This is a genomic window from Sphingobacterium zeae, assembly GCF_030818895.1.
GTDB lineage: Bacteria > Bacteroidota > Bacteroidia > Sphingobacteriales > Sphingobacteriaceae > Sphingobacterium > Sphingobacterium zeae.
Window position 1 is genome coordinate 86,455 of record NZ_JAUTBA010000001.1, and the last position, 22,335, is coordinate 108,789.

19 protein-coding genes and 2 pseudogenes are annotated in these 22,335 nt (G+C 40.9%); 13 read left to right on the forward strand and 8 right to left on the reverse strand.

What is annotated here, in order from left to right; translation table 11 throughout:
- The first annotated feature begins 17 nt into the window (after positions 1 to 17).
- From QE382_RS00300 to QE382_RS00335, 8 genes are all read left to right on the forward strand, one after another.
- Entirely contained in the window at positions 18 to 2,516 is a 2,499-nt protein-coding gene (locus tag QE382_RS00300) for a zinc-dependent metalloprotease (protein ID WP_307184218.1), read from the forward strand.
- Positions 2,517 to 2,574: 58 nt separating this feature from the next.
- Complete coding sequence (locus tag QE382_RS00305; protein WP_307184219.1) at positions 2,575 to 3,117, forward strand: DUF3347 domain-containing protein; 543 nt, start codon at positions 2,575 to 2,577, stop codon at positions 3,115 to 3,117.
- A gap of 241 nt (positions 3,118 to 3,358) precedes the next feature.
- The gene (locus tag QE382_RS00310; RefSeq protein WP_307184220.1) at positions 3,359 to 5,626 is read left to right on the forward strand and encodes a PAS domain S-box protein; all 2,268 of its coding nucleotides are present in this window, start codon (positions 3,359 to 3,361) and stop codon (positions 5,624 to 5,626) included.
- Positions 5,601 to 5,972, forward strand: coding sequence for a response regulator (locus tag QE382_RS00315; RefSeq protein WP_209579340.1), 372 nt, complete (start codon positions 5,601 to 5,603; stop codon positions 5,970 to 5,972). Before QE382_RS00310 ends, QE382_RS00315 begins: the two co-directional genes overlap by 26 nt.
- A gap of 74 nt (positions 5,973 to 6,046) precedes the next feature.
- Complete coding sequence (locus tag QE382_RS00320) at positions 6,047 to 6,262, forward strand: hypothetical protein (RefSeq protein WP_307184221.1); 216 nt, start codon at positions 6,047 to 6,049, stop codon at positions 6,260 to 6,262.
- A 503-nt stretch (positions 6,263 to 6,765) separates the two neighbouring features.
- Positions 6,766 to 7,791, forward strand: a complete 1,026-nt coding sequence (locus QE382_RS00325; protein ID WP_248932873.1) for a hypothetical protein — start codon at positions 6,766 to 6,768, stop codon at positions 7,789 to 7,791.
- A gap of 2 nt (positions 7,792 to 7,793) precedes the next feature.
- On the forward strand, positions 7,794 to 8,273 hold the full coding sequence (locus QE382_RS00330; RefSeq protein ID WP_209579337.1) for a type II toxin-antitoxin system death-on-curing family toxin: 480 nt from the start codon (positions 7,794 to 7,796) through the stop codon (positions 8,271 to 8,273).
- Between the two features lie 310 nt (positions 8,274 to 8,583).
- On the forward strand, positions 8,584 to 8,733 hold the full coding sequence (locus QE382_RS00335) for a hypothetical protein (RefSeq protein WP_307184222.1): 150 nt from the start codon (positions 8,584 to 8,586) through the stop codon (positions 8,731 to 8,733).
- Here the strand turns inward: QE382_RS00335 and QE382_RS00340 are convergent.
- Positions 8,734 to 8,976, reverse strand: a pseudogene (locus QE382_RS00340) (IS66 family transposase); the annotation flags it as partial.
- Here QE382_RS00340 and QE382_RS00345 point away from each other — a divergent pair.
- On the forward strand, positions 8,905 to 11,769 hold the full coding sequence (locus QE382_RS00345; RefSeq protein ID WP_307184223.1) for a SusC/RagA family TonB-linked outer membrane protein: 2,865 nt from the start codon (positions 8,905 to 8,907) through the stop codon (positions 11,767 to 11,769). The pseudogene QE382_RS00340 and the gene QE382_RS00345 sit on opposite strands and share 72 nt — an antisense overlap.
- Before the next feature lie 16 nt (positions 11,770 to 11,785).
- Positions 11,786 to 13,468: a RagB/SusD family nutrient uptake outer membrane protein gene (locus QE382_RS00350; RefSeq protein ID WP_307184224.1), complete on the forward strand. Its 1,683-nt coding sequence runs from the start codon at positions 11,786 to 11,788 to the stop codon at positions 13,466 to 13,468.
- Positions 13,469 to 13,727: 259 nt separating this feature from the next.
- Here QE382_RS00350 and QE382_RS00355 read toward each other — a convergent pair whose 3' ends face one another.
- The 3 genes and pseudogenes from QE382_RS00355 to QE382_RS00365 all read right to left on the reverse strand — a co-directional run bounded on the left by QE382_RS00355 (position 13,728) and on the right by QE382_RS00365 (position 16,607).
- Complete coding sequence (locus QE382_RS00355) at positions 13,728 to 14,849, reverse strand: Fic family protein (protein ID WP_307184225.1); 1,122 nt, start codon at positions 14,847 to 14,849, stop codon at positions 13,728 to 13,730.
- 159 nt (positions 14,850 to 15,008) lie between these two features.
- Positions 15,009 to 15,299 (reverse strand): annotated as a pseudogene (locus QE382_RS00360) (TlpA family protein disulfide reductase); the annotation flags it as partial.
- Between the two features lie 24 nt (positions 15,300 to 15,323).
- Entirely contained in the window at positions 15,324 to 16,607 is a 1,284-nt protein-coding gene (locus tag QE382_RS00365) for a TlpA family protein disulfide reductase (RefSeq protein ID WP_307184226.1), read from the reverse strand.
- Positions 16,608 to 16,968: 361 nt separating this feature from the next.
- Here QE382_RS00365 and QE382_RS00370 point away from each other — a divergent pair, with 361 nt between their 5' ends.
- Positions 16,969 to 17,973, forward strand: coding sequence for a hypothetical protein (locus QE382_RS00370; protein ID WP_307184227.1), 1,005 nt, complete (start codon positions 16,969 to 16,971; stop codon positions 17,971 to 17,973).
- A 105-nt stretch (positions 17,974 to 18,078) separates the two neighbouring features.
- Here the strand turns inward: QE382_RS00370 and QE382_RS00375 are convergent, their stop codons facing one another.
- Together QE382_RS00375 and QE382_RS00380 are read right to left on the reverse strand one after the other, a co-directional pair.
- Complete coding sequence (locus QE382_RS00375; RefSeq protein ID WP_307184228.1) at positions 18,079 to 18,261, reverse strand: hypothetical protein; 183 nt, start codon at positions 18,259 to 18,261, stop codon at positions 18,079 to 18,081.
- Between the two features lie 214 nt (positions 18,262 to 18,475).
- Positions 18,476 to 18,712, reverse strand: coding sequence for a hypothetical protein (locus QE382_RS00380; protein ID WP_307184229.1), 237 nt, complete (start codon positions 18,710 to 18,712; stop codon positions 18,476 to 18,478).
- 443 nt (positions 18,713 to 19,155) lie between these two features.
- Between QE382_RS00380 and QE382_RS00385 the strand changes: the two genes are divergently transcribed.
- Complete coding sequence (locus tag QE382_RS00385) at positions 19,156 to 19,911, forward strand: beta propeller repeat protein (protein ID WP_307184230.1); 756 nt, start codon at positions 19,156 to 19,158, stop codon at positions 19,909 to 19,911.
- A gap of 167 nt (positions 19,912 to 20,078) precedes the next feature.
- The gene (locus QE382_RS00390; protein WP_307184231.1) at positions 20,079 to 21,152 is read left to right on the forward strand and encodes an AI-2E family transporter; all 1,074 of its coding nucleotides are present in this window, start codon (positions 20,079 to 20,081) and stop codon (positions 21,150 to 21,152) included.
- A gap of 426 nt (positions 21,153 to 21,578) precedes the next feature.
- Here the strand turns inward: QE382_RS00390 and QE382_RS00395 are convergent, their stop codons facing one another.
- Together QE382_RS00395 and QE382_RS00400 are read right to left on the reverse strand one after the other, a co-directional pair.
- Positions 21,579 to 21,857, reverse strand: a complete 279-nt coding sequence (locus tag QE382_RS00395) for a hypothetical protein (RefSeq protein ID WP_307184232.1) — start codon at positions 21,855 to 21,857, stop codon at positions 21,579 to 21,581.
- A gap of 25 nt (positions 21,858 to 21,882) precedes the next feature.
- A complete protein-coding gene (locus QE382_RS00400) occupies positions 21,883 to 22,335 on the reverse strand; it encodes a DUF5675 family protein (protein WP_307184233.1) in 453 nt (150 codons plus the stop codon).

The window sequence follows — 22,335 nt, forward strand, 5'->3', positions numbered from 1 at the left end:
GATGCTATAACAAACACATGAAAAACAAAATTATCTTTAGTACCCTCGCCCTGCTTTTGTCTGCCGGTATAATCCAAGCGCAGCAACCCTTGGAAAAGAAAGCCGATAAAACGGCTAGTAAGACCGATGCGAAAACAGCGGCTAAAACAGATACCCTGAAAACAAAAAATGACCTCTATGAGGCCTACAGTAAAATTTTAAATAAAAAAAGAATTTCCCGCTCAGGCGTTTTTAATGTTATCGAATCAGAAAAGAAGTGGTACCTGGAAATACCCGATAGTCTGCTCAACCGCTATTTCCTTACCGTAACCCGCCTGGTGTCGGCACCACAGGGATTTCCGATGTATGGTGGCGAAAAGCTGAATGAGCAGACACTTTACTTCGAAAAAGGCCTGGGCGACCGTATACAGCTCCGCGCAGCAATTTATAAGCAGGATGCGCCAGAAAATGATGCCATTCGTACCGCATTGATCCAGTCCCAGGAAGATCCCATTCTTGCTATTTTGGATATCAAAGGACTACAGGAAGGTGGCAACAGTTATTTGGTGGAGGTGACCGATCTATTCCGAAAAGACAATGCCGCCCTTTCTTTCGACAGCAGAATAAAAAGCGAAAATAAACTATCCTCCCTGGCAGACGACCGTTCTTTCATTACCGATATGAAGGTATTCCCGATCAATCTGGAAGTAAAGACCACCAAAACCTACAGTTCCACATCAGGTACGCCAGCAGCCATGTTAACAGGTTCATTGACCTTTACCACCAACACGTCCATGGTGCTGCTGCCACAAGTACCAATGAAAAAAAGGATTTACGATGACCGCGTAGGGTATTTTGCCAACAAGTATGTCCTCTTCACCGATAAAGACCAACGCTCAAAAGCCTTTAATTTTATACAGCGCTACCGTCTCGAGCCCAAAGCGAAAGATCTAAAACGCTATTTAAAAGGCGAACTGGTCGAGCCTCAACAGCAGATCGTCTATTATATCGATCCGGCGACCCCCAAAAAATGGCGTCCCTATCTCATCGCAGGTATCAATGATTGGAATAAGGCATTTGAACAAGCCGGCTTCAAAAACGCCATTGTAGGCAAAGAATGGCCCGAGCGAGATACCACCATGAGCCTCGAAGACGCACGGTTCTCTGTGATCCGGTATTTTGCTTCCGAAAAGGCGAATGCCTATGGGCCACGCATATCCGATCCGAGAAGTGGCGAGATTATCGAAGCCCATGTAGGCTGGTATCATAATGTCATGAAACTCGTTCAGCAATGGTTTATGGTGCAAGTGGGCCCATTGAACAAAGCTGCACAAAAAATGCAGTTGGATGACGAAGTGATGGGGCAGCTGATCCGCTTTGTGTCGTCGCACGAAGTAGGGCACAGTTTGGGCCTCCGTCACAATATGGGAGCAAGCAGCCAAACGCCAGTAGAAAAATTGCGCGACAAAAAGTGGGTCGAAAAGAATGGGCATACCGTATCCATTATGGATTATGCGCGCTTCAATTATGTGGCGCAGCCCGAAGACGGTGTTGGCCTGGCAGGCATCTATCCACGCATCGGCAGCTACGATAAATGGGCCATCCAATGGGGATACCAATACCTCCCACAATTTACGAGCGGTGAAGACGAGCAACTCTACCTCAGCAAACAAGTAACAGACAGCCTCAGCGCCAACCCCAAGCTATGGTTCGGCGGTGAAGGGAACGATGAGGATCCGCGGTCACAACGGGAAGATCTTGGCGATGATGCCGTATTGGCAAGCAACTATGGAATCAAAAATCTACAAAGAGTGGTTTCCAATTTGGTCGAATGGACGAATGAACCCGGCGATGATTACAGCAACCTAAAGGATATGCACAAATCGGTGCGCGCACAGTTTGACCGTTATCTTTACCATGTCCTCAAAAACATCGGTAGTCAGCAAATAACCAAGAAAGTACGCGGCCAGGAGGGAGCCGTTTATGCAGCAGTTCCGAGAGAGAAAGTCAAAGCAGCCATGCAGTATGTGAATGACCATGTATTCAACCCACCCCTATGGTTATATCCGCAGGACGTCCAGGATTTGATCGGCAAAGATGCCAACAAGGAAATCGTCGAGCAGCACGAACAGATGCTGAACATGTTGATGAGTCCAGGCATGCTCTACAATGTGTACATGAAGTCCTTCAACAGTACAAATCCCTATGGCCTCAACGAATATTTAAACGATATGGGCGGAGCTATCTGGACCTTACCTGCTGGAGATCCCCGGGTTGCCGTCTTTAAACGTGCACAACAACGCTTCTTTCTCGAAAAAGTCAATCAGATCATCAATCCCAAAGTTGGACAGGGATCCGATATCATTTCACAGGCACAGCGCAGTGATATCCAATTGTATGTACGGAATTACCTGATCGCTCTAGTGCCCGAAATTAATCAGCTTGTCGCAAAACAAAAAGATCCTTTAAATAAGCAACACCTCGAGCTGATGCTGCTCGAAATAAAACGCATTCAAAATCAAATTAATAAAGATTAAAAAAGATGAAACCGAGCTTATTCGAGCGATCATCACATATTTAAAAGAAAATAAGAACATGAAAAATAAACTAAAAGGAATTTACATCACCTGCTTGATCAGTCTTCTCATGATTTCCTGTCAATCAAGCCACGGACAAGATGTCGCACAGGCACAACGTGACCGATTATTTAAAAACTACATGGAGGTAAAAAAGGACATCCAGGATGAAAACTTTGACAGCGGCAAAGCACATGCCGTTCAGTTGGAAAAAGAAGTTCAGAACTTTCGGCTGAAAGGATTGCAGCTCGACGACATGATGCGTCTCAAGAAGGTAAGTCAAACCATGAAGGCCGATGCTGCCAGCCTCAAAGCCGCACAAGATCTAACGGCCATGAAAGCGTCTTTTTCTGCAGTCACACAATCCCTATTTACCATTATGGAGACCATGAAATGTACAGATGATGCCCTCTACCTACAGTACTGCCCCATGGAAAAAGGCTATTGGTTAAGTTACGACAAGGCAATAGAAAATCCGTACGCAGCGTCAATGCGCAAGTGTGGTGAGCTGGTGAAAGGAATGGCGAAAGCCGATTACCCCGAGCCAGTGGCCTGCCATTAATGGTATCTTAAAAGCCCTATAAAGATTCCAATTAGAGGCTATCCAAGATAGCCTCTTTACTTTCGATACCTGCACCTTCCAACCGCTCTTCTCCCAGCCTTCTCTCAATTATCACTACATCCGCTAAAGCGTTCTAAACTTGGCTGATAATTTACTTTCGACATGTCATTCAATTGTGGCCGTTTTTTTGTTATATTTAGAAACTCGACAATCTACTGTCAATATATACCCATGAATTTGTATGCGAAGTGTAGCGATCGAACAATCTGATTTTGACCGGGCAGTTTTTGACCTTGTGCCTCTTCCCATGTGGATATACGACCTGGATACATTGCATTTTCTGGCAGTAAATAAAGAAGCCATTCATCAATACGGATATAGCGAGGAAGAGTTTAAGCAGATGACAATCAGAGATATTCGTCCGCAAGAGGATGTACCCAAATTGGAGGAAGCCGTAGAAAGAACCAAAAGTCGACGTACGAAGTTCAAGAAAAGTATTTTTAGACATCAGAAACGTGATGGTCGCATCATGTATGTACAGGTCAAAGGCAACACCATCGATTTCAACGGCAAGAGAGCGGAAATTGTTACTGCGACAGATTTAACAGAACTCTACGAGAAAGAGATCAATTTAAACGCGGCCTATGAGGAGCTATCATTTAGCGAAAAGAGGTATAGATCATTGATCGAAAATGGCCGGGATCTTGTGGCCATCATCGACCTCGAAGGCAAATACAAATATGTAGCCCCCACCTCCACTACCGTTTTAGGCATTGAACCCGAAGCATTCCTGGGCAAAAATGCCTTTGATTACATCTATGAAGAAGATGCTCCCCACGTCATGGGGCAGCTTAGCAAAATGACAGAGTCGCAGTCTGTGTCCATTGACGCATATCGTTTCCCTGATATAAACGGGGACCTGCGCTGGTTTAAAACAGAATTGTCAAACCACCTCAACACACCGCTGATTGAAGGGATTATCGCCACCACACACGAGGTTACCGCCGAAATAAAAGAGAAAATCGTTAATGATCTTTTTACCGAACTGACGTCAACATTTGCGAAGTCTTTATCCTTGGCCTCCTCGCTGGATCAAGCCCTTCAGCGGCTTGTACTGCTGCCCAAAATACGTGTGAGCGAAATATGGCTGGTCGCGCCAGACCACAGCACGTTAAACCTCGTCTCGACCTCGCTGCAGCAGCGTAAGTTCGATTTATTTTACCAGCACACACAGGCATTTACTTCCTGTAAGGAAGGAGAAGGGTTAGCAGGTAGCACCTGGAAAGAGAAAAAGTTGATCGTTTGGGACAATTTAGGCCAAACCAAGCAGTTCCTACGTGCCAAAGCCGCCCAGCTGGTGGGTCTTTCCACGGGTATTGGTCTACCAATCATGTATGGCGATGAGTTTCTAGGCTGTATTGTTTGTTTTTCAACATCCGCACCAGAAATTCTTTCGGAGAAGATAAATTTACTGATGCATGTCAGTGAAAAGCTTGGTCCACTGGTTAAACAAAAAGTAACAGAAGAAGAATATCGCAATGTTTTCAATATTTCTTCAGATCCACTTTGTATCGTTGGTTTTGATGGCTATATCAAAAAATGCAATAAAGCCTTTGCTAACCTGATGGGTTATCAAAATACATACCTATATAGTACAGCAATTTTTGAGCTCATTTATCCCGATGACCGGGCAAGTGCAGCCGAAGCGCTATCCTTATTAATAGGCGGTCATTTGACCGAACGTTTTTCAGGCCGGTTTTTAACTGCTCAGGGCGAAGTCAAATGGTTACAATGGTCCGCTACTGTCGCAGCGGAATCCAAAACAATCGTTGCCGTTGGGAAGGATATTACCAAACAAAAGCTTGCAGAACAAGCGTTACAAACGGCTTATGAACAGTTAAAGACAGCGCAAAAAATCGCTAAGCTAGGTTATTGGTTTAGACCCATAGATTCCGATATCTCCGAATGGAGTGAGGAGGTTTATACGATATATGACTGTTCACCGGACACTTTTATTCCCACCGTAGAAAATGTAAAAAAAGCTTTATTGCCCAACGAACGCTATTTGATGGAAGATGACCCCTCCGTTCATCTCCAGCCCGGAACGACCAAGAGCTTTGAGCATAAAATCGTTACCCGGTCGGGAAGGCTGAAATGGGTGCATCAGGAAGTACTATTAGTTACTGACGAAAAGGGTGATCCTGTTAAAATTGAAGGCACGATACAAGACATTACAGCCTCCCGTCAGGCTATGGATCAAATTAAGAAGCAGAATGACACACTCCGTGAAATCGCCTGGCTGCAGTCTCACAGTATCCGCGCTCCACTAACACGGATCATGAGCCTAATTTACCTATCAAAGGAATTAGATGGTGGCGGAAAATCGCCCGATGAAATTATGGATCTGATTATGGATTCCGCACAAGAATTAGATGATGTGATTGCGCAGATCACCGTTAAAACAAACCTTATTCATCACGAACATGGAACAGATACTACTCATAGATGACGACGCTGTCATCAATTTTATACATACCAAAATCATTGCTAGTGTCTATCCAGATGCGACTGTGGTTATTTTAGAAAATGGGAAGAAAGCGGTGGATTACATACAACAAAACCAACAAAATTCCTATCTCGTCTTCTTGGATATCAATATGCCCATTATGGATGGCTGGCAATTTCTGGAAGCGATGCAAGATTTTCCAAACAAGGACAACCTGCGCATACATATGTTAACTTCTTCCGTAGATTTACGAGACCAGAGTCGCGCAGCAGACAATACCATGGTGCTCTCTTATCTACCAAAGCCTTTAACAAAGGATGTTTTACGATCGATACCCGTTGAACAGTAGCTGTTGGTCAAGAATGGATATATCCTAACAAGCACAAGTTTGAATACAAATTCGTATCTTTGAGGAAGATACAAATGAAAAATATTAAAAATGAACTACAAAATATCATTTTTGGAGATGGACCAATTGGCAGTTCAAGCAAACTCAAGCAAGTCCAACATTTCCTTAGAGAAAATGCGATCTCAAGCCAAGGAATTGAAAGACAAGAGTATTCCAAAGGTGAAGAAGAAAAATGCTTAATTGATTTCGCGACACAACATGCTCTATGCTATTTAGGTGAAATAGATTAGCAAGCGTCCCCTAGTCAACCTTTTCGACTATATGTACTGCACAGTAAGCGCCCAATAATTAGACTCAGCTAAGACAGCTCCAAAAACGAGGAAAAACAAACTCCAAAAAGATATTTTTAATTTTTCAATTTCAGCAAACTGTTCCTATATCATTTTAGCTGGATGAAATACACAAAATGCAACGAAGCAACTTAATCAATTAGAGCGCTTTATAATTAAACATATGTCGAACAATTGCTCAACATTATCTCAATGAAATAGGCTTTTTATCTTTCATCCTGACATGGGTATTTTAGCATTCCTAAGAACGCTCAATTGAAGAAATATTAGGAAAAGAATAGAAGTGTGACGACGCTCCAATTAATCATCTGACAATTAGTATCTTACACTAAAAAACAATGATGTCCCCGACACAGATGTCGGAGACATCCCCCAACCAAATGATACAATAACTTGTTTTCCAATATTTTAACCGTATTTTTATATCCTAATATTGATTTCACATGATATCCGACTTAACAACATCTCTGATTCAAAGAAGAAATATACTTAATAACAACGTCGCCATAAAAGAGATCTATCAACAAATAGATTATCCAGGAATTATGTTTGAAAAAAAGTATAGATTCACAAAACAACAAGTTTCTGATTTTTATGAAGTTGATATACGAACAATTGAAAGAATCTTGGAAAATAATGAGGGGGAAATCACAGAAAATGGCTATGAGGTATTAACTAACGAGCGGTTACGAATATTCAAGGCTCAATACTTAGGTACCCAAAATGTTAAAAATAAAGACGAAATTAACAAATCCCCGTCATTAGGTATCTTTAATTTTAAAGCATTTTTAAATATAGGCATGTTGCTAAATGACTCTGATAAAGCCCGTCAAATTAGATCTATGATTCTAGATATTGTAATCGATGTCCTATATCAAAAAACTAATGGTCATACAAAATACATTAATCAAAGAGAGCAACAATACATTATAACTGCAATGGATGAATTTAACTACAGGCAAAAATTCACTGATGCAATAGATCATTATATTCACCCAAACAATTTCAAATATTCTCAATTAACAGATAAAGTATATAAAAGCATATTTAAGGAGAATGCCAGTGAATATAAAAAAATTTTACGCTTAAGATCAAAAGAAAGCGTCCGATCAACGTTTTATTCAGAAGTCTTAAGAATTGTGTCAGATTATGAAAATGCCTTTGCAAAAGAATTGGAAAGAGCATTTAATAAAAAAGGCGAAAAATTAAGTTTAACGGAAGCCCACGAACTCTTCAATGATTTTGCTGAAAGAGCAGAAGATATGATGGAAGCTTCAATAGGCGAAGCCCGGAGCAAAATGGCGAGTAGGGATCTTGCCTTTCGTGATGCATTACACGAAAGGTTGATCGAATACGTCAAGGAAGTTTCGGAGGAAGATTTCGATAAATTTCTTGGAGAGCAGAGTGCTTCTTTGACAAAAAGACTAGAAGAAAATCAGGACGTATTTAAGAGACTAAAAGATCGCTAACTATGTATATTTACATTGAGACTATCGAACAAGTCATCGGCATTCATGATACAATTATATCAATTTCTGGCGGATTACCTGGAGTAAAAAATATAGGCTATATTGCTAGCGTAATAGAAAAGGTGAAAGACGACCTATATTACCCAGAATTTGAGAACAAACTTACCCACTTGGTGTTTTCAATCAATAAGTTACATGCCTTCCATGATGGAAATAAAAGAACTTCTATAGGAGTTGGGGCTAGTTTTTTAGAATTAAATGGCTTCGACCATATAGTCACGAAATTTATAAGGGAAATGGAAAATATAGCGGTTTGCGTTGCAGACAACATAATCGACCGTGATTTTTTGGAAGAAATAATTCAATCAATTTTATTTGAAGACGATTATAATGAATCCCTGAAACTCAAAATTTTAAGTGCTTTACAAACTATTACTAATCAAGAAGATAATGAGTCTTCATTAGAAGGGAATGAATTTTAAATACCCCAATAAATCAGAGCATCGAAAAAGCCACTCCTTTTCGGAAATGGCTTTAACAAATTCCTTATAACCTTTAAGATTCTTTAATATTATTTGCATGCGCTTGAAAAATGCTGGCGATATACCAAATACAAATTCAACCTTACCAATTATAGATTACAAGCTCAGGTGAACTTGACATTTTGTATTATTGTATTCATTAAATAAAGAGCTTGCACGTCTTCAGATTCGATATGATGCGTGTATCCGCTGCAAATAATTTAGTTCTTAAGTTAAATAATGGATTGTTTAAAAATATAAACATATTTTTATGAGTGGAATTAAACAGAGCGAGTTAATCAAATTAGTTGGGTTAGCCTCAACAGACACCTCTTTGGTACAGTTTTTTGAACGTCATGGTTTAGGAAAGTTGCCAAAAACAATCACTAGCAATCAGGGGACAAAGTATCCGCCCGACTAACTACATGTCAGTTGATTTTTTGAAGTTCTGTGGATAAAGTTCCTTTAAGTTTTTATGGTTTATAGACATGATGTTTTCCAGCGTGTTCTTTAACCACTGGAACGGATTTACCTCGTGCTTTTTGCAGATAGCAAAGAACGAGTAGATCATTGCAGCCCGCTGTGCTGCTTCATGGCTGCCTGCAAAGAGATAGTTTTTTCGTCCCAGGGCAACAGGGCGAATAGCATTCTCGACAAGATTATTAACAGCACCACCAGTACGTCCACCGACGCCAACGGTGGATTTACACTGACCAATGTGGAGAAAAATGCCATTCTTATCATCCGGATGATCGGCTTTACCTCCAGGGAAATTACCTATAATGGCACCTCCAGTGTACATGTACAACTGCAGTCAGACACGCAGCAACTCGAAGAGGCTGTTGTTGTAGGCTACGGTACTTTGGAAAAAAAAGAGTTGACCAGCGCCGTATCGAGCATCAAGCAGAAAGACATGGTCGCGGGGGCTGTATCACCGCTCTTAGCGATTCAGGGAAAAGTACCCGGCCTCAGTGTACTTTCCAACAACGGCACGGATCCCAATGCGGGCATCTCACTTCAATTGCGTGGGGTCAATTCAGTCAATGCCTCACAAGGTCCCCTGGTGGTTATTGATGGTGTGCCCGGCGGCGATATCAACTCAGTCGCCAAAGAGGATATTGAAACCATCAACGTACTTCGGGATACCTCGGCTGCAGCCATTTACGGAACACGTGCTTCCGGTGGTGTCATCCTGATCACCACCAAAAGACCTCAGGTCGGCAAGGCGCAAGTGAATTTTACATCCGAATACTTTGTCGAAACCATCCGCAAACGTCCACAGGTATTATCCGCAGAGAAATTTGTCGAATATGGTCTTGGTAAGGATCTCGGACACCGTACAGACTGGTATGATGAAGTTACCAATAACAATCCATTCAGCCATCGGCAGGTCGCCAACATCAGCGGCGGATCCGAAAACGCCAATGTTTATACCACGTTTACCAAACGCGACGCCAAAGGAATGGCGATCACGTCAAAACGTGAGGAAATCGGTGGACGAATCAACAGTGCCTTCAAATTTTTCGACGGCTTTGCGGAGTTAAATACAAATGTAAGCTACAACCAGGTGAAAGCGTTTGGATCTAACGGAGACATCTTTAACAACAATGATATTTTTAATATGGCGCTGGTGCTCAATCCCACCCAAACGCCTTACGATGCCAATGATGTCAGCGGATACAACGTATTGGAAGGTGGATATGACACCTGGAATCCTGTAGCTGAGGCGCGCCTACGCAGCGATGAAAAGCAATTCAAATACCTATTGGCTAATGCGACCTTAAAATTAAACCTGACAGAACACCTGACCACCAGTGCGACGATCGGCGTAAAAAACAATAGCGAGCATGGCAACTATTACCGATCTGCGCAACACCGTATTTCGCGTGAGAATAATGTGGATGGATTTGCCAAACAATATTACAGCCGGTTCAATGACCGCATCTTTGAGTGGACCGCCAACTACACCAACCTATGGGCCGAACATTCTTTAAACGCTGTGGCAGGCTACAGCTACCAAGATTTCAATGGACAAGGATTTTCTGCCGAAAACTCAAATTTCCCCGTGGATGGTATTGCCGATAACGACATGGGTACAGGGACCTATTTACCAGACGGACGGGCAGGTCTTGGATCCTGGAAAAACCCATGGGTCAAACTTGCCGCTTTCTTTGGCCGTGTCAACTATTCCTATCTAGATCGGTATATCCTCACTGCTACAGCACGATACGAAGGATCGAGCAAATTTGCTCCGAAAAACAGATGGGGATTCTTTCCCGGACTTTCCGCAGGCTGGCGCATATCACAGGAGCCCTTCCTCAAAGATGCTAGTTTTATCAACGACCTAAAACTCCGGGCAGGCTATGGCGAAACAGGCAATGAAGGCTTTGATGCAAAAGTGGCAACACGGATGTATAGTGCCGATACCTGGTTTCTGCAAGATGGTAAATGGTTCAGGACATACGGTGTGATGCACAACCAAAATCCAGATATCAAATGGGAGGTCAAAAAAGAATACAACCTTGGCTTGGACTTTTCTGTACTGAACAATCGCTTAAGTGGCCGTTTTGATATCTACAAACGTAAGATCGATGATCTGATTTTCGACATCAGCGTATCCCAGCCCCCAGCAATCCACGATCGGACAACCATGAATGTGGGCAGCATGCAAAATACGGGGTACGAGTTTGAACTGAACTTCAAAGCCGTAGACAACGAAAATTTCAGTTATACAACAAGCCTAGTGGGTTCGCATAATAAAAGCAGGCTCAACACCTTATGGGGTAGTCAGACCTTTACCGACCGGAAGGACTTTCCGGCTCCCGGCTCGCCAGGATCGGCGGTGAGGTTATATCCCGGCGAGGACATTGGCCGCTTCTTCCTGTGGAAATTTGCAGGATTTACCGACGACGGTTATTGGAAACTATACGATAAAGATGGTAATGCATTTGACGTGCGCGACCGGAATAAAACAGTAGGTGACAAGTCGTTTGTCGGCAATGCCATTCCCACACTACAGCTTTCCTGGAACAACCAGTTCAGCTATAAAAACTGGGACGCCAGTATCTACATGCGCAGCTGGATCGGACACGATTTGTTCAATATGATCAACATGTACTATAGCCTACCTAATGTAAAAGGTCAGAATGTTTTGGAAGAAGCCTACGACAAACATAAAAATATCAAGGGAGAAAAAGAGCTGAGTGATTACTGGTTAGAGAAAGGCACCTTTCTTAAGGTTGACGCACTCAACATCGGTTACCGCTTTAACCAGAATTGGATCAAGCCCTTAAAGTCCATGCGGATATATGCCACCGCACGCGACCTCTTTGTATTTACAAACTATACGGGGCTAGATCCGGAAGTCAATATCAATGGTCTCGAACCGGGCTTCGAAGAGCGCAATGTCTATCCCAAGACACGGACTTTTATGATGGGTTTACAAGTAAATTTTTAAAGCTAGCAGGACAAACATGAAAAAATATATTTCCATAGCCACCCTATCCGTAGCCTTGCTGCTATCCGGATGCACCAAATTGGATCAAGAATTCTATAGTTCGGTCACACCGGACACCTTTTTTAAAAGTGAAAAAGACATCAAAGCCGCCTTATTTAGACCATTTACCCATGCCAAATGGTATATGGGCGAAGACCGCTGGCGCTTGCAGGAATACACAGCCGACAATTTTGCCATCACCACCAAAGGACGTCATTGGTATAATGGGGGCGAGAATGAGCGCTACCATTACCACCGTTGGACGGCGGACGACAACTGGGTCTGGGGCAGCTGGCGCGGCACGCTGATGGGTGTTGCCTTGGCTCTTGATGCGAAGAGCGACCTGAGCAAACTGGACTATAGCAAATTTACACTTACGGAAGAACGTAAAGCAGCAGACCTGGCCCAACTGGATGCCTTGATCGCCTATTTCTATCTGCGCGGGCTGGATTATTTTGGCGGTATGCCTATTTTCGAATCCCTAGATCAAGAATCCCTTCCGCGCAATAGCGATCAGGAGCTATTTGCCCATATCGAGAAGCTGCTCAAAGCCGCTATCGAGAACCTACCGGCAAAGAAGGCTGGCGACAGAGAAGAGGGGGCTATCCGCCAAGCTGCCGCTGCAGCCATGCTGGCACAGCTCTATTTCAATGCAGAGGCCTATATCGGGAAGTCCATGTACGCAGAAAGCCAAAAGTTGGCTCAGGACATTGTCAATAAAGTTTATGGCGACTACAGCTTGGATACCAAATGGAACGGCGTACATGGATTTAAAAACAATGATTCGCCCGAGATGATTTGGTCTATGCCGTCAGAATTCAAGATGCTGGAGTACAATTGGTTTTATGCAGATTTCTACCATTACAACACCAGGCAGTTCTTTGCACAAGATATGGGCGGCAACAATGGCGCCCACCTAACTCCATCCAAGAAACCCAACGGCTCCCTTTACGCAGCAGACACTAAGCTAGGTTCACCTTTTGAAACTTTCGACCAAGGCGATCTCCGCAAAGCACCCTATGTCTACCACGGCACAGACCAATACGAAGGTATGTTTATCGTAGGCCCCCATAAGACCCCTAGCGGCGAGGCCATTGTTGGGGGTGAAGAATATAAAGATAAGCCCCTGGACTTTGTAGACCAAGTCGGCCGCTTTTCAGAAGTTGGGCCTGAAAAAAAATACAGTTCCATAGACCAGCTGCCCTCAAAGATGTCCGAAGGCGAGGAAAACACCGGTATACGTTTGGTGAAGGTACCGATCCCAAATCTTGCCAACAATACCTTGCGTTGGGGTGCAGATATGCCGATTATCAGACTGTCTGAAATATACTATATGCTTGCCGAATGTGAATTCAGGTTAGGAAATAAGGAAAAAGCTGCAGCACTATTCAATACCGTCCGAAAACGAAATTTTGCGCAAGAGCAGGATCCGAATCCCGTAACAGTTGCAAACATCGACAAATACCGTATTCTGGATGAATGGAGTATTGAATTTTTAGGCGAAGGACGCCGGCGTACCGATTTGATCCGATGGAAAGCATTCACCACAGAAAAATGGTGGGATCATAATCCCAGCACTTCGGCACATCTGAATCGTTTTCCCGTACCCAATCAGGCTATTGCCGGCAACAATAGTCTGACACAAAATCCAGGTTATTAAAGAGCGCAACGAATCGATTTAAACGAATAGAGCCCAGTCTGATTTAGTAAACAGGCTGGGCTCTTCAATTTTACACTAAACCCTTGATTCAATCATCCCTATTTCTCTCGCACCTTTCACTTTATTTTTTCGATTACTCACACTTCAATTGTGACTCCCGTTATTTGAACAAAACGCTTTATCCTTTATAATAAGAAAACTCTAAAAAAAACTAAAAAATCTTTATACACTATATTGAATTTAATCTTCAATATTCCTACTAAAATAACTTAATATATGGATCAAACATAAATATTTGCCCTCTTTTCCCTCCAGTCATTTCTTTCAAGATATGATATTGTTTCATTTCATCAATTATTTTGTAGGCAGTTGGCATAGATACACCAGTAAACTCTAACACCTGTTGCGCGTTAATGATTGGGCGTTGATATAAGTGGTCTAAAATATTGAGTATATGGTGACTTCTTGTGCTATTTTTCTGAATTATTTCTTCTTTTTCCTTTTTTAATTTGAGAATTGCATCAAATGTTGCAATTCCATTCTTTGCAGTTTCTATGATGCCTACTAGAAAAAACTTCAACCATTGCTTGATGTCATTGTGCGTACGAACTCGCATTAAATTATCATAATACAACCCTCGGTTTCGTTCAAAAAAATCCGAGAGGTATAAAATAGGCCTTTTAAGAATTCCTTTATCTACTAAATAAAGTGTAATCAATAAACGCCCTACACGGCCATTACCATCAAGAAAAGGGTGGATAGTTTCAAATTGATAATGAATCAATGCAACCTTCAACAAATCAGGAAAAAAATATTCTTCATTATGTGCGAACTTCTCCAAATCATTCATTAATTCAGGAATAGAAGAATGTACTGGTGGTATAAAAGTTGCATCGTTGATAGTCGCTCCACCGATCCAATTTTGACTTGTTCGAAATTCGCCAGGTAATTTATGCTCACCACGCACACTGTGCAATAAAATTCGATGGGTATCACGAATTAATCTTGATGAAAAAGGCAATGCGTTTAGTTTTTTAATTGCATGGTTCATTGCATCAATATAATTATGAACTTCTACCCAATCGTCTCTACGTTCAACTACTAAATCTTCTTTATCTAAAAAAGCATCTTCTATATTGGTTTGTGTCCCTTCAATCTTGCTGCTTTGTGTTGCTTCCTTAGCCACATGCATGCTAATAAACAAATCAATATTAGGAATGTATTCAGAATACATATCTAAGCGTCCCATCTGCCGATCGGCATTTGAAAGCAACTGTTGTATTTCCATATCATCCAATAGCCATTGTTTATTAAGTTCAGTGGGCTGAAAACTTTTATAATAGCCTTGATTGATATAATTTCCCGATTTGAAATCTTTCATTAGATTAAGTTTACAATAAAAAACAGCATAGAATAAATACTTATTAAAATTCGGCTTTACAAAATTAAATAAAGAAATCCTTATTTAAAATTAATCATCATATTTTAAATAAGGATTTCTTTGCTAAAAATTTAAAGGTATTTTTCCAAACCTCTCGAATTATTCAATTCCTTGCATCTGTTGATACGTAAACAGCTGCGGATAATTTTTTGGAAGTTCAGTTGTCAGGTTATACATTTGAAAATTATCATTTCTAATTCTGCCATCCGGATCCATGAGTACGTAGCGCGGAATTCCGTTAAATTTAAATAATTCGCGTAATGCCCTATATTCATCGGCAGAAACCCGATAAGATTCAAACATGCTATTTTTAACAATATAGTCTTTATAAAACTCCATATCTGGAGTCCCTTCACTATCTGTTATAAAAACAAACGCCACATTCGGATTATCTTTGAGTTTTAGGCGTTTCCCCTACGTTGATTCGATACCCGATCGGCAGGGACCGCACCACTGTGCCCAAAAGTCCACAACAACGACTTTACCACGATACTTATCTATCATTTTTTTAAAAACAGAGGCGGCATCGGTTTGGGGTAGTACATAGCCGTTTCTGGACTTCCATTCACGGTCTGCCAGTCTGAGCGCTTCACCTTGTAGATCCTCGTTCGTCAATATGGCCCGCAACTGATCAGTAGTCTTTGCTATCGCGGCGGCATCGGCAGCACCATTTAATGCAGATTTTAATGTACGTAGTTTTGCAACTTCTGAGACCAACGTATTGGCTATAGTAGGGTTAGTTTCTCGATTTGCCGAATCCAATACAGAATAGAAGTCTTTTGGGCGTCGACCATTTAATGCATCACGACTAAATAGTGTCGAATACTCGAATCGGTTGATAAAGGTAGAAAATTCATTTTGTGTCAAAATAGCCGGATCATTAAGGTCTAGGCGCGCTATAAAATCAAAATAATCATTAGGTAGTGGCTCTTGCAAGAAGTTATTTGTCGGATTGCTTCTTAAATAATTATTTCGATACATTTCCATATCCATTAATTGAACGGCATAATAAAGTGAAACATCCGTTCGGATCAGATTTTTTAACTTGACGGAGAAGTTGGATTTTGCCAAACGCTTGTTTACATCATTTTGCACCGAATCCCATTCCGCAACAACCAGCTTTTTGTTTGCTGAAATCGACCTTTCTTTCAACATTTTTTCCAGACCTTGATAAAAGGCGCGAGGATTCTTCCCCCAATTGAAATCTTTGAACTGCTGATTATCAGCAGCAAGCGGACCTTCATAACCTATTAGTTCTACATTTTGATCTGTAGTCATTTTAAATCTTAAGGCTAGTGTTTGCCCGGGTTCGATATAAAAATCAAAGCGGTCATCTTTAAATCTAATATAAGCAAGCTCTGGGTTGGTCGCCAAATAACTTGCTTCAAAACGGCCATCCGGATAAATCTGTACAGTGGTAGGATAATCTTCACGGGTCAACTCATTACTGCTATAAATAATACCACTTGTAAATTCTAATGCAGGACTATAATCTTCGATAAATCCGATGATGCGCACAGTATCAAATTGAAAGAAATTCTTTTTATACGAAGTAAGACTTTTTTTCACTTTAGCTTTAGCCAACTGCTGCGTTATCCAGCCATTTGGATCGGCCTTCGGCGTTTTTTCAGTAGATAATTGTGCCGTAGCAAAAGATAAAAAGAAGAAAGAAAAAAAAGAAAGTAATGTAAGTTTCATATCTAGGCTGTTGGTTTTCCTAAAGTTAATCATTTAATCCCTATGTGCAATATAAATTACAGAAGCTTGAATTCAATTAAAGCCACGCCGTTTCGGAGATGGTTTTAACAGCTTACGTATAACCTTCAAAATTCTCAATATTATTAGCATGCGCGTGAAAAATGCTGGCGATATACCAAATACAAATTCAACCTTACCAATTATAGATTACAAGCTCAGGTGAACTTGACATTTTGTATTATTGTATTCATTAAATAAAGAGCTTGCACGTCTTCAGATTCGATATGATGCGTGTATCCGCTGCAAATAATTTAGTTCTTAAGTTAAATAATGGATTGTTTAAAAATATAAACATATTTTTATGAGTGGAATTAAACAGAGCGAGTTAATCAAATTAGTTGGGTTAGCCTCAACAGACACCTCTTTGGTACAGTTTTTTGAACGTCATGGTTTAGGAAAGTTGCCAAAAACAATCACTAGCAATCAGGGGACAAAAAGCATTATTTGTAAACCATTAAATATATCATTTTGGTTTGCTTACGATATTACTAATGATCATTATCAACCCCCAATTAGTCCCCGTAACGACAATTATAAATTTAAAGCTTACTTATCCAGCATCATTTTTACGCATAGAGAACATTCTGATAAACATCCTGATCCCAAACCTAAAGAATTTTGGGATGTACTGCCTCCACCGAGCGCATCTCGGGAGGAAACAGAAATGGTAATGGGTCCGCCAGTGCATGTCAATGATGACACCTGGAGCTATAAATTGTCCATAGAGGAAGAAAAAAAACTTGTTTTGAACTATACTAAAAGTTCAAAAAACCAGCTATCCTATAATAGCTGGATATCAATACGTCAAGAGTCAGAAATTGTAAGTAGAGTTTTCTATGATCGCAAGAATGATTTTGAGAACTTTCCTTTTTTAAGGCGAGCACACACTTCAATTATCAAATGGTTATTTGACAGCAGGTTTCTACAACTTACTGAGGATGTATATCAGTTGCCCCTAAAAGGAGATACCGAAACAATTTTGGATTTTGTTGAACATCACCTTAAGAATCATCTTTGGAAAAATCAACTGGTAGATATGGATCAGCTCTCCAGTTTTTTATATCATATTACTACAAATAGAATACTAAAAGATCCTGAAGGTAATCGTGTATCGCTTTACATTCGCACCATCATATTAGAGATTTTAAATCAGGCTGAAGTGTTTGAACAGATTTATGAACAGAATTTTAGCGCCACAGATCAGTTTCTAAATGATATTTTATTTGATGAAACCCTGTATAGCGATATTTCTACCGTTTTAACGGAAAAATTTAAATTATTTCAAAGCTGGAAAGCATCTCGATGATGCTTTCTAGCCCTCCTTCCATATTCCCTTTCTCTATGCCTACGCTATCTACTTTTTTCAAGCCCTACATCTGATCTAACTGAAAGATGGATACCAATACAGTTTCTATGCTCCTTTGAAATATTTCTCAACCTCACCATTGGAAAGACCAAGTTTTTGGCATATTTCAGCAATAGTAAAACCTAGCTCTTTAAGCATTTCAATCTTACCTTCAATCTTACCTTCAATCTTACCTTTCTGAATTCCCTTTTTTTCAGCCTTATCTAATAAATATTCTTGAGTGCCCATAGTATTGCTCCTTCCTATTTTTGTTTTTATCTCTTGTTCAAACTTAGATAAATTGCATACAAGAAGCAATTTATCGATCTCTCCTCTGCCATTGAGAACTAATTATTGAGGAAATATACCCAAAACTTCCTCATTATCAAAACTTACGTAGTAAGTTAGAAACCGTTATGAGCTTAGCTCATAACAGCATCATTTCCTATTAAAAAAAATTAAATCAATGATAATCATATAGCCCCTGGCGAGTGCCTTTATCCATGTCCCTTTTCATCATTTCATCATAGAGATTATGCTTTATTTCTTTCAATCCCTCATCGGTCACTTTCTTGTTTAATATGGCCATAAGTGCGGTTAGGACTATGACAGAAAATGGGTTCTCATTGGCTCTTAATAATGACTCATCCTGATGGAGGATCTTGTAACTGTTAAAGTCGTAGCGCAATGATGTTCCCATAAACTCCTGGGTGAAGACCTCCGGCCGATAACTTCTGTTGTCATTTGCTCAAATCAAAAATAGCATCAGCATTCGGAAAAATAAATCGTAAAAAATGCGAAAATGTTTGCTCCAGGATAGATTTCCACAGGGGGTCGTCTACACGCCGTGATCTTAGACTCATAATTTTTTATTAACTGGTTAAGAATACTAAGATAGCAAAAAACAAGAACTAAAACTAATATATTTAGCATTATAATTTAAAAGTAGCATTGTACTTATTCCCGCTTGACTTTCTCTTGTTTACGTTATCTACTTTTCTCAAAAGGATGTTCATATTGAAGTTGACGAGTAGAAACTAAAATAAATTATCACATCTATAATAACTTTCGGCGATTATAACTATCTTTAAAATTATAAAACATTAAAAATTATACAGCTTGTTTACTAAAATCGCAAAAAACATGCAATTTAAAAATAACCTGCAACCACTGCTTTTGCCTTGCTTCTTAGGCCTGCTTCTCTTTTCCTGCCAAAAGGACCACTCTTCTGAACAGGCTAGTCTTATCGATGTGGAGACCAAAGATCCTAATTGGACAAAATTGAGCATTCCGGGTCAGATCAGAGGGACATCGGCTATCTACGGTAATATTGACGACACATTGGTCGTAGCCACCATGTACAAGATTTATATGACTACGGATAAAGGAGCATCATGGCAAATGGTTCATGATGCTGGGTTTGGCATACCAAGCTTTAGTATGTACCAGGGAGAACTGATGGCGTTAAGTAATTTCCAGGACAATTCGACAAGTCCGAATTTATTCTCTTTAGACAACGGCAAAAATTGGAGCGCAAAGGGCAAGTATGGATACGACGTTTATAATAAAGTACGGGTCAATCGAAAGGAAACAAAGATTAGTGAAAGTGAATCCTACAAAATCATCGCCCAACCCAATGAAATCGTCGACAAAGAATATGGACGCCCGTTAATGCAGCCCGATAAGCTGGTAAGCGTAACTGATAAAGGCCAACGGCTAATCGATTTTCCTTTCCGTAGGCAACTCAATTATATCTATCACGACAAGAAGAATCGGCTTTATATTGGCGCAGAAGGGACAGGTTTTGAGTGGAGTGTTAAAGGCAATGAACGCAGATATCCAACTGCAACAGATACAGCGATCGTTTATATCAGCAAATTCCCTATCAGCACACAATAGCGAGAGACAGAAATCCCCCGAATATAGCGCAATAAAAGCTAAAAATTCTTAAGCAGCTCCCTGCCTTTTACGATCTATTGAAACAAATCCTAACAGTAGCATGTTATCTGTAGAGGTCACCCTTTTTTTTCAATCATCCGTATTTCGTAGAAAACAAATTCATTTTTATGCTCAAATTGCCTATGACTTCTATTTACAAAAAAACTGCAGCGGTGTGTATCGTTGTGTTACTTTTTTTGATGATGACCGTTCTATTCGTCAAAGCAACCACGTTGTTACTCTTGCTATTTGGTGGAATACTATTCTCTATACTTTTTCATGCCATTTCTGACAAAATAAGGCAATGGACAGGCTGCCATACCAAGATATCCCTGTTGCTCGCTATCGTTTGGGTGATTGTCTTCTGTAGTGGCATATCCTATTTTATTGGCAATACTGCGGTAACCCAGTATAAAGAACTTGCTGCCACATTACCCGAAATGATTGACAATTTACAGCGTTACCTTGCCAATACAAACTGGGGTTCTTATCTGATCGACAACATTGACAGTGCCGAAGATCAGGTGAATACCGTCATTCAGCATTTGCCCCAGGTGTTCAGTGGCACCTTTGGTTTTTTTGGAGACCTTTACGCTTTCCTATTTTTGGGCATATTTATTATGATCTCCCCCAGAGAATATATGATCGGCATCCTCAGCCTCTTTCCAGATCAAAACAAGCAAACCGTCGAAACGGTGTTAGATAAAGTAGGTGAGCAACTGAAGATATGGCTAAAAGTACAGCTGTTGGATATGCTCTTTATTTTTACGCTTACCGCGATTTCGTTGCTTATTTTAGGTATTGACCTTTGGTTAATTTTGGCCTTGATTGCAGGACTGTTGACCTTCATTCCCAATTTAGGTCCAACTCTGGCACTCGTACCAGCTGCATTGGTCGGTCTGCTGGATGGGCCCGCAACGGCGTTGTATATTATCGCTATTTTTGTTGGCGTTCAAATTATAGAATCTGCAGTATTCGCACCTTTTGTTCAAAAGAAAATGCTGTCCTTACCGCCTGCTATGGTGCTCTTTTTTCAGTTGCTAATGGGCACACTCACAGGCCCCTTAGGCTTACTATTTGCAACACCCATCTTGGTCGCTATTGTCAATTTTGTCAATGAGATCTATGTCATGCGGGTATTAAAGCAAGAGACAGCAGGCGAGCTGATCGAAGAAATCGAAAACCTCAAACAAGAAAATTGATCTGGTTTAAGTATCAGGTAATCTTAGCGCATCAATTTAGTCTCCTTTTTGCCTCAATAAAAGCGTTTGATAGAATTTTGATAACAAAGTACGCTTGGCCATCAAATCTGACGAATGTCATTTTGAACTATGATAAAATTTCCTCTGGTCACTCTTTAAGGAATGAGCTTCATGAATTAATACAATCATTTCCCAATACAGCGATTTACAAAATGAGGTAAGGGTACCTGATTTTAAAGACATAGGCACCTGCTTATGCAGATGCCTAAATTCTATTTCTTCCTGAACATACGATTTAACAACCGGCTCAACAAAAAGCTGGCTAGTGTCCCTACAAGCGCTGTCAATGCACTGTACAGTAGCCCGCCCACTGAAAATGATGCCCAGACCCCACAAATGGTTCCCCCAATGGTAGAAAGTTTAATATCACTCCAGCGCATCGGCTCCTCCTTTCCTGCGGATCCGTTTGACCGCTTTTTTATCCTTATCCGGATCGTCGTCCTGTCGGCTCCCGTCCAGCAAATCTGCCGAAGCAGCTGTCTTTTCATTCGCCGGTCTGTCCGTATCTTTTTCTAGAACGGACTCCACAATGCCAAGCCCTAGCGCGATATATTTAACAACATTCAACGCCTTATTTGGCAATTTAACAGGTGCCAGCAGAATTACCTGCAGGACCTTTGCGATTTTATTTACGATTTTTTTCATTGATCTTACGTGTTCTTGGTCAGCCCTATAGCGAAAACTTATTCTCGATTTTTAAGATGACCTGCCCAATTTTTACCTGTTCAATAATTGTCCTATACAACTGTTTATACGCTTCGGCCGATTGATATACTCCCCAGTCGTCATAACTTTTATGAAAATAGGTTCCGACCAGCAGGCAGCCTTCCGTATCGTCATGCGTATTGCCGATATGGATGTAAACGAGACTGAAATTGGGGATAGCCCTAATTTCGATCATACCTTCGTGCATATCCGGAAAACGCTTTTTGTAAGCGGTATTCATCCCGCCGTTCCTGTTGATCCCGAGTTTGTAGGTTCCCGCGGGAATAGCTGTCCGACCTTTTATCTTTACATCGCGCACGGTGTCCTCAAGACCATAACACTGGAAGGTTCCGTCGATGTAGAGTTCGGACAGGGTACTATTATTCCCCTGCCGAAAACGTTTTAGTGTCAGCTCCAT

Coding starts and splice junctions, on each gene's coding strand:
- QE382_RS00395 (WP_307184232.1), bottom strand. CDS start 21,857: ATGAAAAAAATCGTAAATAAAATCGCAAAGGTCCTGCAGGTAATTCTG.
- QE382_RS00345 (WP_307184223.1), top strand. CDS start 8,905: ATGGCTGCCTGCAAAGAGATAGTTTTTTCGTCCCAGGGCAACAGGGCG.
- QE382_RS00385 (WP_307184230.1), top strand. CDS start 19,156: ATGCAATTTAAAAATAACCTGCAACCACTGCTTTTGCCTTGCTTCTTA.
- QE382_RS00305 (WP_307184219.1), top strand. CDS start 2,575: ATGAAAAATAAACTAAAAGGAATTTACATCACCTGCTTGATCAGTCTT.
- QE382_RS00325 (WP_248932873.1), top strand. CDS start 6,766: ATGATATCCGACTTAACAACATCTCTGATTCAAAGAAGAAATATACTT.
- QE382_RS00350 (WP_307184224.1), top strand. CDS start 11,786: ATGAAAAAATATATTTCCATAGCCACCCTATCCGTAGCCTTGCTGCTA.
- QE382_RS00400 (WP_307184233.1), bottom strand. CDS start 22,335: ATGGAGCTGACACTAAAACGTTTTCGGCAGGGGAATAATAGTACCCTG.
- QE382_RS00315 (WP_209579340.1), top strand. CDS start 5,601: ATGGAACAGATACTACTCATAGATGACGACGCTGTCATCAATTTTATA.
- QE382_RS00310 (WP_307184220.1), top strand. CDS start 3,359: ATGCGAAGTGTAGCGATCGAACAATCTGATTTTGACCGGGCAGTTTTT.
- QE382_RS00375 (WP_307184228.1), bottom strand. CDS start 18,261: ATGGGCACTCAAGAATATTTATTAGATAAGGCTGAAAAAAAGGGAATT.
- QE382_RS00320 (WP_307184221.1), top strand. CDS start 6,047: ATGAAAAATATTAAAAATGAACTACAAAATATCATTTTTGGAGATGGA.
- QE382_RS00390 (WP_307184231.1), top strand. CDS start 20,079: ATGCTCAAATTGCCTATGACTTCTATTTACAAAAAAACTGCAGCGGTG.
- QE382_RS00355 (WP_307184225.1), bottom strand. CDS start 14,849: ATGAAAGATTTCAAATCGGGAAATTATATCAATCAAGGCTATTATAAA.
- QE382_RS00380 (WP_307184229.1), bottom strand. CDS start 18,712: ATGGGAACATCATTGCGCTACGACTTTAACAGTTACAAGATCCTCCAT.
- QE382_RS00335 (WP_307184222.1), top strand. CDS start 8,584: ATGAGTGGAATTAAACAGAGCGAGTTAATCAAATTAGTTGGGTTAGCC.
- QE382_RS00370 (WP_307184227.1), top strand. CDS start 16,969: ATGAGTGGAATTAAACAGAGCGAGTTAATCAAATTAGTTGGGTTAGCC.
- QE382_RS00365 (WP_307184226.1), bottom strand. CDS start 16,607: ATGAAACTTACATTACTTTCTTTTTTTTCTTTCTTCTTTTTATCTTTT.
- QE382_RS00330 (WP_209579337.1), top strand. CDS start 7,794: ATGTATATTTACATTGAGACTATCGAACAAGTCATCGGCATTCATGAT.
- QE382_RS00300 (WP_307184218.1), top strand. CDS start 18: ATGAAAAACAAAATTATCTTTAGTACCCTCGCCCTGCTTTTGTCTGCC.